The 7005-nt window shown below is 36.1% G+C and carries 6 protein-coding genes and 1 other annotated feature; of the genes, 4 read left to right on the top strand and 2 right to left on the bottom strand.

Annotated elements, in window-relative coordinates:
- Positions 1-139 precede the first annotated feature (139 nt).
- On the top strand, positions 140-487 hold the full coding sequence (locus tag V7266_RS26740; RefSeq protein ID WP_335472258.1) for a hypothetical protein: 348 nt from the start codon (positions 140-142) through the stop codon (positions 485-487).
- Between the two features lie 289 nt (positions 488-776).
- Here the strand turns inward: V7266_RS26740 and ileS are convergent, their stop codons facing one another.
- Positions 777-3872 (bottom strand): isoleucine--tRNA ligase, encoded by a 3096-nt coding sequence (gene ileS / locus V7266_RS26745; RefSeq protein WP_335472259.1) that lies wholly within the window; start codon positions 3870-3872, stop codon positions 777-779.
- Positions 3873-3924: 52 nt separating this feature from the next.
- Positions 3925-4164 (bottom strand) — a binding site (T-box leader).
- Between the two features lie 283 nt (positions 4165-4447).
- Between ileS and V7266_RS26750 the strand changes: the two genes are divergently transcribed.
- Positions 4448-4792, top strand: a complete 345-nt coding sequence (locus tag V7266_RS26750) for a cupin domain-containing protein (protein WP_335472260.1) — start codon at positions 4448-4450, stop codon at positions 4790-4792.
- Positions 4793-5100: 308 nt separating this feature from the next.
- Here V7266_RS26750 and V7266_RS26755 read toward each other — a convergent pair whose 3' ends face one another.
- Positions 5101-5505 carry a MerR family transcriptional regulator gene (locus V7266_RS26755; RefSeq protein WP_335472261.1) on the bottom strand — a complete coding sequence of 135 codons (405 nt, stop codon included), beginning with the start codon at positions 5503-5505 and terminating at the stop codon, positions 5101-5103.
- A 453-nt stretch (positions 5506-5958) separates the two neighbouring features.
- Between V7266_RS26755 and V7266_RS26760 the strand changes: the two genes are divergently transcribed.
- The gene (locus V7266_RS26760; RefSeq protein ID WP_335472262.1) at positions 5959-6390 is read left to right on the top strand and encodes a DUF192 domain-containing protein; all 432 of its coding nucleotides are present in this window, start codon (positions 5959-5961) and stop codon (positions 6388-6390) included.
- Between the two features lie 146 nt (positions 6391-6536).
- Positions 6537-6767 (top strand): hypothetical protein, encoded by a 231-nt coding sequence (locus V7266_RS26765; protein WP_335472263.1) that lies wholly within the window; start codon positions 6537-6539, stop codon positions 6765-6767.
- Positions 6768-7005: the final 238 nt, after the last annotated feature.

Genomic DNA, 7005 nt, shown 5'->3' on the forward strand with positions numbered 1-7005 from the left:
TTTCTGTATTTATAATATTAATAATTTTTGTAATGAGTTCATTGTTTGATTCGGGGCTGCGGTTTGCCCCATTTTTGGGAAGATAATAGGAAAGATTGTGAAGAAATTTTTCTACCTAAGGGGAACGAGGAGTTTTTGGATGGAACAGAAGTTAAATGTAATTGTTTTTATACTGGAACTTGGATTGAATGCCGTATTAATATGTGTATTATTAAGCCTCAATGGTAAGATAATGGGAATTAAAAAACGGTTAGCCATATTAAGTCTTTTTTCAATTAATATTTCCACCATTATTCCGACAATTGGTTATCGAGTTGAAAAAGATTCGGGTGCTTATTACTTTGGTTTTCCAGCTGATGGCTTTGTTTATCGGGGTGGAGGGGACTTAACTTTTGCCTCGTTAGGACTTTTATTTAACTTTTTCTTCTTTTATTGGATATATAAAATTATATTAATAATTTGGAAGGCACGAACTGTGCAGAAATAATTGCATCAAATTACATTTGTTTATTCGAAAGGGTATTAGAGTTAACTGCAAACTGTCATAGCTTTTCTTATTGCACTAATGGGGTAATCTCCGATGTGAGGAGAGATTCATCTATTCATGGGATTATCAGGTCTAAATTATTAGCTATAGAAAAAATTGCTAAGTATTCAAGGAACCATAGAATTGAAGCTTAAGAAACAATAAAACAGGTAGGATCGCTACAAGCTGAATTAAAAAAAGCACTGCCAAAGATTATAAAATTAATTCCTGGCAGTGCTTAGTTGTTAAATTAGTATTCTAATGAGACCTTTAAAATCTCATCCCCAAATTTTACTTCTAATTGTTGATCGGTATTGTCTAGTGTTCTAAACCTTATTTGGTTAACAAGTACGTTTTCCTTAATGAGGTCCTCAAACTGCTGAATGATCTCTTTACTAAAATCAGTAGCAGAAATAGTAATCTCCACATATTTCTCAACTGGTAAATCAAGTTTTTTACGGGTGTCCTGTATAGCTCTAATTAATTCTCTAACTTGGCCTTCGTTCACTAACTGAGGAGTAAGTTTTAAATCTAAAATCACCTTCAATTGTTCATCTCCAGCCATATCATATCCAGATTGAACTTGGTACTCGACATTAATATGTTCCTTCTTTAAAGTAATTTTTTGGGTATTAACCACTATTTTTAGTTGGCCATTTTCTAATAAGGTCTTTTTTAAGTTTTCGGGAATATGGTCTACAAATCCTTTTACATCGTTTACCAACTTACCGAATGCGGCACCAGCCGTTTTAAAATTCAACTTAACCATAGTTGATTCATAACGTGATAAATCTCCTGTGAAGATAACATTCTTTAGATTTAGCTCATCTCTAATAATATTGGAATAACGGCTTAAATAACGTTCCCCTTCATTACGCCAAACAACCATTTGATTCAAAGGCTGCTTAACCTTTAAGTTGTGAGCATTCCGAATACTGCGACCAAGTTCAACCATTTTCAGGACTGTTTCCATATCTCGTTCTAAGTCTTCATTAATCACTGAATCATCATATTTGGGATAGTCTTGCAGATGGACACTCTGTCCATGGAGCTGTAAATGAATATCTTCAGCTATATACGGTACAAACGGACCCAACAGACGGCTGATTGTACTAAGCACTTCAAAGAGTGTAGAATATGCAGCCTGCTTATCTTCCGAAAGCCCATTAGCCCAAAAACGATTTCTCGACCGTCGCACATACCAGTTACTTAATTCATCCACCAGTGCAGCCAATACACGTGTTGCCTGGGTAAACTGAAAATGCTCCATGTAATTCTCCACTTTTTTGATTGTACTGTGAAGCCGTGAAAGGATCCACTCATCTAGGGTTGTTCTCTTTCCAATTTGATTTTTGTCATATACGAAGCCATCTATTTTGGCATACATGGAATAAAACTTACATGTATGATCGAGAGTGTCGATTAACTTTGATTTTGCATCCTGCACGATTTTTTTTGAAAAACGTTTTGGATTCCAAGGTGAACTATCTACTAAGAAAGCCCAGCGTAGAGCATCAGCTCCATATTCCCTAATCAGCTCAACAGGATCTAATGCATTGCCTTTACTTTTAGACATTTTTTGACCATGTTCATCCAGTACATGTCCGAGTGATAAAACGTTTTTATAAGGTGCCATTCCAGTGTAAAGTGTTGACACCGCAAGCAAACTGTAAAAAAAGCCTCTTGTTTGATCGATACCCTCGATAACAACATCGGCAGGGAATTGTGACTTGAATTTTTCTTTATCTCCAAATGGATAATGATACTGTGCAAATGGCATGGAACCACTGTCAAACCAAACATCAATCACTTCAGATGTTCGTTGCATAACACTTTGACAATGCGGACAAGTGAGCTGGACTTCATCTATATATGGTTTATGCAATTCGATCGTAGAGGGGATCAACGTTCTAGCTAATTTTTGTAGTTCTTCAATACTGCCTGGTGCTTCTTCATGACGACAATTAGAACATACCCAAACGTTTAATGGTGTACCCCAATAGCGATTCCTGCTTATATTCCAATCTAGAAGGTCTTCAAGGAAGTTCCCGAAGCGGCCATGTTTGATATGCTCAGGATACCAGTTAACGGCTGCATTGTTAACAAGCATCTTATCCTTTAAAGCCGACATCTTAATGAACCAGCTATCCGTTGCGTAGTAAAGTAGAGGTGAATCGCATCTCCAACAATGAGGGTAGCTGTGCTCATATTTTTCCTTATGAAAAAGCGTGCCGTTATCAGAAAGCATTTTTATAATATCTAGGTCACAGTCCTTCACAAACCTGCCTGAGAGTCCTGTAATTTCTGATGTGTAGCATCCTTTTTGATCAACCACATTGATAAAGGATAAACCATTCTTTTGAACGGTTTTGTAGTCATCCTCTCCATAAGCAGGGGCAATATGAACGATTCCAGTTCCGTTTTGTTCAGTAACGTAATCCGCTAAGACTACATGGTGTCCTTTTTCAACTTCTACATAATTAAACGGTGGGGTATAAGCCATGCCCTCAAAATCACGACCGCAATGTTCACTTAGCACGGTTACAGAATCACCAAGTACTTTTTCAACTAATGACTTAGCAACAACGTACACTTCATTCTCTTTTTTTACACGCACATAAGTTAATGTTGGATTCATGGCGAGTGCCACGTTGGCAGGCAATGTCCAGGGTGTCGTTGTCCAACCTAAGAAGTATTCATTATTGGCATCGAGACGTTTAAATTTAACCGTCGCCGATAAATCTTTTACATCTTTGTAGCCTTGTGCGACTTCGTGAGAGCTTAAAGTGGTTTGACAACTAGGGCAATAGGGAGATACTCGGTGCCCTTTATACAACAGCCCATCTTTGTGAACTTTACTTAAAATATTCCAAACACTTTCAATATAATCATTCGTTAAGGTCATATAGGGATGATCCATATCTACCCAATAACCTAATTCTTCTGTAAATGAACGCCATTTTTGCTCGTATGTGAATACACTCTCTTTACATTTCTTGATAAAGGGCTCAATACCATATCGTTCGATCTCTTGTTTACCTGAAATACCCAGCTGTTTTTCTACACCAAGTTCCACTGGCAGCCCATGTGTATCCCAGCCAGCCTTTCTTTCAACGAGGAAGCCTTGCATTGTTTTGTAACGTGCGACCACATCTTTAATCGTTCTTCCAAAGGCATGACCGACATGTGGTAATCCATTTGCCGTTGGGGGACCCTCGAAAAAGACAAACGGTTTTTTACCGTTTCTCAATTGAACCGATTTTATAAAGGTATTATTTTTACCCCAATAATTTCGTATTTGATCTTCACGGTGGACAACGGTTTTTTTACTTTCATTTGAGTTCATATAAATTACTCCTATAAATAATTTTAAAAGCACACAAAAACCCCGTTCCCTTGTAAGGGACGGGGTTAACCGTGATACCACCCTAATTCTATTGATCCGATCAATAGCACTTAGCAACGTACAATCATACGTGTTCCTTTTAACGGTGGACCTCCGTTTAGGCTTACTAAAAGAGTTCAGCCTAACTTCTCAGAGAGGATATTCACGCAACACTCGAACACTGACTTGCACCAAAGTGTCAGCTCTCTGTGGATCAAGACGTAACGCTACTTTTTCTCATCAACGAATTTGTGTGCTTTTATTGGAATTTATTGTAACAAGGGAAGAGTTAATTGTCAAACAATTCTTTACGATTTAAATAAATCGGGCTTTCTTATTTAATTATGTGGTGGATAGTCTTTCTTTATACTTTCAATAAACAACGATTATGAATTGATCATTTAACGATAGTGGACCGCTGCAGTGATCCTTTTCTATTTGTGCTAAAGTGCAGTTTAATTCAATAAGAGTTATTAATTGTACTAACTGTCCTGAAGATTTAAAATTTATAAAAAAAGACCAGGGGAGTATTTTGTATGAAGATAAGTAAACAAAACGCAGAACATTATATATGGGGAGAAAATTGTGATGGATGGCACCTAGTAAAAAATAAAGAATTAAGTGTCATACACGAACGAATGCCTGTTAACACTTCAGAAGTAATGCATTTTCATAATCAAGCAAGTCAATTTTTCTTTGTTTTATCTGGTACAGCCACGTTAAAAGTCAATGGGGAACGTATCATTTTGAACCCTCATGAGGGAGTTGAAATCGCACCTTTAACACCACACCAAATGATGAATGACTCAGGAAAGGATATTGAATTTTTGGTAATTTCTCAACCTACCAGTAAAGGTGATAGAGTATTAACAGGGGAGTAGTTTCGTTTTTGTTTTTTCGATTAATGGGTGCTTTCGTAAAAGAGGGGTTGCCGTGGACGAATAGCCAAAAACGAACAAAAAAAGAAAATGGCTTTGCCACTTTCTTAAGAGAAAACTTTTATGGTTAATACAGCATATGTTGATGCTTGTACGTGCATATAATGAACATGTCCATATGAAAAAAATATTTTAAAGGATTGGCTTATATTTTTTTAACATTCGTGATGACAATACGAAGGTGTAATAGATGAGAGGGAGCTTAATCAAATTACTGAATGGTAAATTTTGAAGTCTATCCAATGCACGACTTACTCAGTATGTCGAACCGTTAACATAGAATGAGCCTTTTGTGGGTCATTCTCCAATGCCATCCTGTATTCCAACATAAAGTGAAGGGTATCAAGCATTTGATCATATTCGTCCCTCTTACGTTCAATCTCACCTATCTTTTGGCTAATCCATTCCATCACTTGTTGATTGGTACGAGTATTTGTATCATGATCCTGTAAGACTTCCTTCAGTTCAGAAAGCGAACAACCCACGCCCTGAAACTTCTTAATGAGTTTCAGACGTTCGATAACCTCGTCTGAATAATTGCGATAGTAATTTTCGTCTCGACGGACATGCCGACTGTCAAACAAGCCTTCCTTTTCATAAAAACGAATGGTGTGGGCTGATAAACCTGTCTTTTCCGCTAATTCCTGAATTTTCATGACATCCCTAGGTCGAGCGTACAGACTCAGGAACTCTTGGGATGGCATCCTATGCACCCTACGCTGATCTCCGATCTCGAACAGGGGAACTATTTCAAAAATTGACCTGCTTTCACCTCTATCCCTGTCGATCCGGAAGTAACTAAAGGCTGCTATGCTCACTCTTTTCATCATTGTGAAGATTGTGAAATAGTGTACCTAAACAAACGGGTAGCGATTGTTCAATAAGAGCAGTCGCTTTTCTTGTTTAGTTAACGAAGCAGTTTTGTAAAGTATATTGTCTTTATCTTTTTTATTAATTGTAGCATTGGTTATCGAAATAAAGCATGCAATATATGAGCAAATCATAAGTATTGGAAGTAATAAGGAGTTTTCTCGTTTTTTTCTTCCTGTCTTTATCTCCAACTTTCTTCCTTATTAATTTAAAGGGAAAAGTCAAGGTGAGTGAATATATTGAAAAATTTTAAAAAAGTAATGGGTTTTCTTTTTCGTCAAAAAAATGAAACAAGTCTTCAAACAAAAATCATAAAAGTATCTAATGGAGAAAGGACTTTCAAATTAACTGTTCAAGTTGCAGATACTCAAAAAAAAAGAGATAAGGGCTTAATGTTTGTTGAACAATTACCCGAAAACGAGGGGATGCTATTTGTGTTTTCAGGAAAAACATATGACGGTTTTTGGATGAAAAACACCTTAATTCCTTTAACCATTGCTTTTCTTGATTCAGATGGGAAAATTCTAAAAATGCTAGAAATGGTGCCTTGTAATGAGGATGAATGCCCTCTTTTTGATCCGGAACTTTCTTATTATTATGCTCTGGAAGTCAATCTTGGATGGTTTAAAAAGAATCAAATCAAAGTAGGAGATATAGTAAAGTTTGATTAAAATACATCTCACCTCTCTGACTTCATAGAGGTGAGGAAATTTCTTAATAAATATTTAGTTCAAAAGATTGTGTATTGAGCTAACGGAGTATAGTTGAAAAAAGAATATTGGAAAAATAATACATTAAATAGAAGGGTTTATACAGTATGAAGTCGAACTTAAACCTAGGTTGTAATTTAATAGGAAAGGAAAAGGGGTATAAAGTGAAAATAGACAACAAAACAATAGAGGCTATAAAAGTGATCTCCCTGGTTATAATCGCAATTAGCTCAGTTTGTATTGCTTTTTGGCTTGCCCAAATGATTACTCTTTTGGAGGTTATAGGTAGTAATTTAAATGGAATGAACACTAGCCTGTTTGATTTAGTAAATAAGTAATAAGTTCTATCCCAATTAAGAAGCGTATAATCCGGGAAGGATAAACGCTTTTTTAATTTCTTATTGTGCTAAACCAGCTAATAGTTTGTCAATATTTTTCAATGAAAAATTAAATTTTCTCATGCTATACTAAAAATGTGCATGCCAAATAACCTTCCGTTATTCTGATTTTGGAAGGTTTTGTTTTATTTAGTTAGATTTAGGCTCTAAGCTATATCTTGGAAAGTTGTTTTGTTTT

Origin of the sequence: Neobacillus drentensis, assembly GCF_036965645.1 — a bacterium.
GTDB classification, from domain to species: Bacteria; Bacillota; Bacilli; order Bacillales; family Cytobacillaceae; genus Neobacillus; species Neobacillus drentensis_D.

Excerpts from the sequence above, each read along its gene's own strand:
- V7266_RS26740 (WP_335472258.1), top strand. The coding sequence starts at position 140 with ATGGAACAGAAGTTAAATGTAATTGTTTTTATACTGGAACTTGGATTG.
- ileS (WP_335472259.1), bottom strand. The coding sequence starts at position 3,872 with ATGAACTCAAATGAAAGTAAAAAAACCGTTGTCCACCGTGAAGATCAA.
- V7266_RS26750 (WP_335472260.1), top strand. The coding sequence starts at position 4,448 with ATGAAGATAAGTAAACAAAACGCAGAACATTATATATGGGGAGAAAAT.
- V7266_RS26755 (WP_335472261.1), bottom strand. The coding sequence starts at position 5,505 with ATGAAAATTCAGGAATTAGCGGAAAAGACAGGTTTATCAGCCCACACC.
- V7266_RS26765 (WP_335472263.1), top strand. The coding sequence starts at position 6,537 with ATGAAGTCGAACTTAAACCTAGGTTGTAATTTAATAGGAAAGGAAAAG.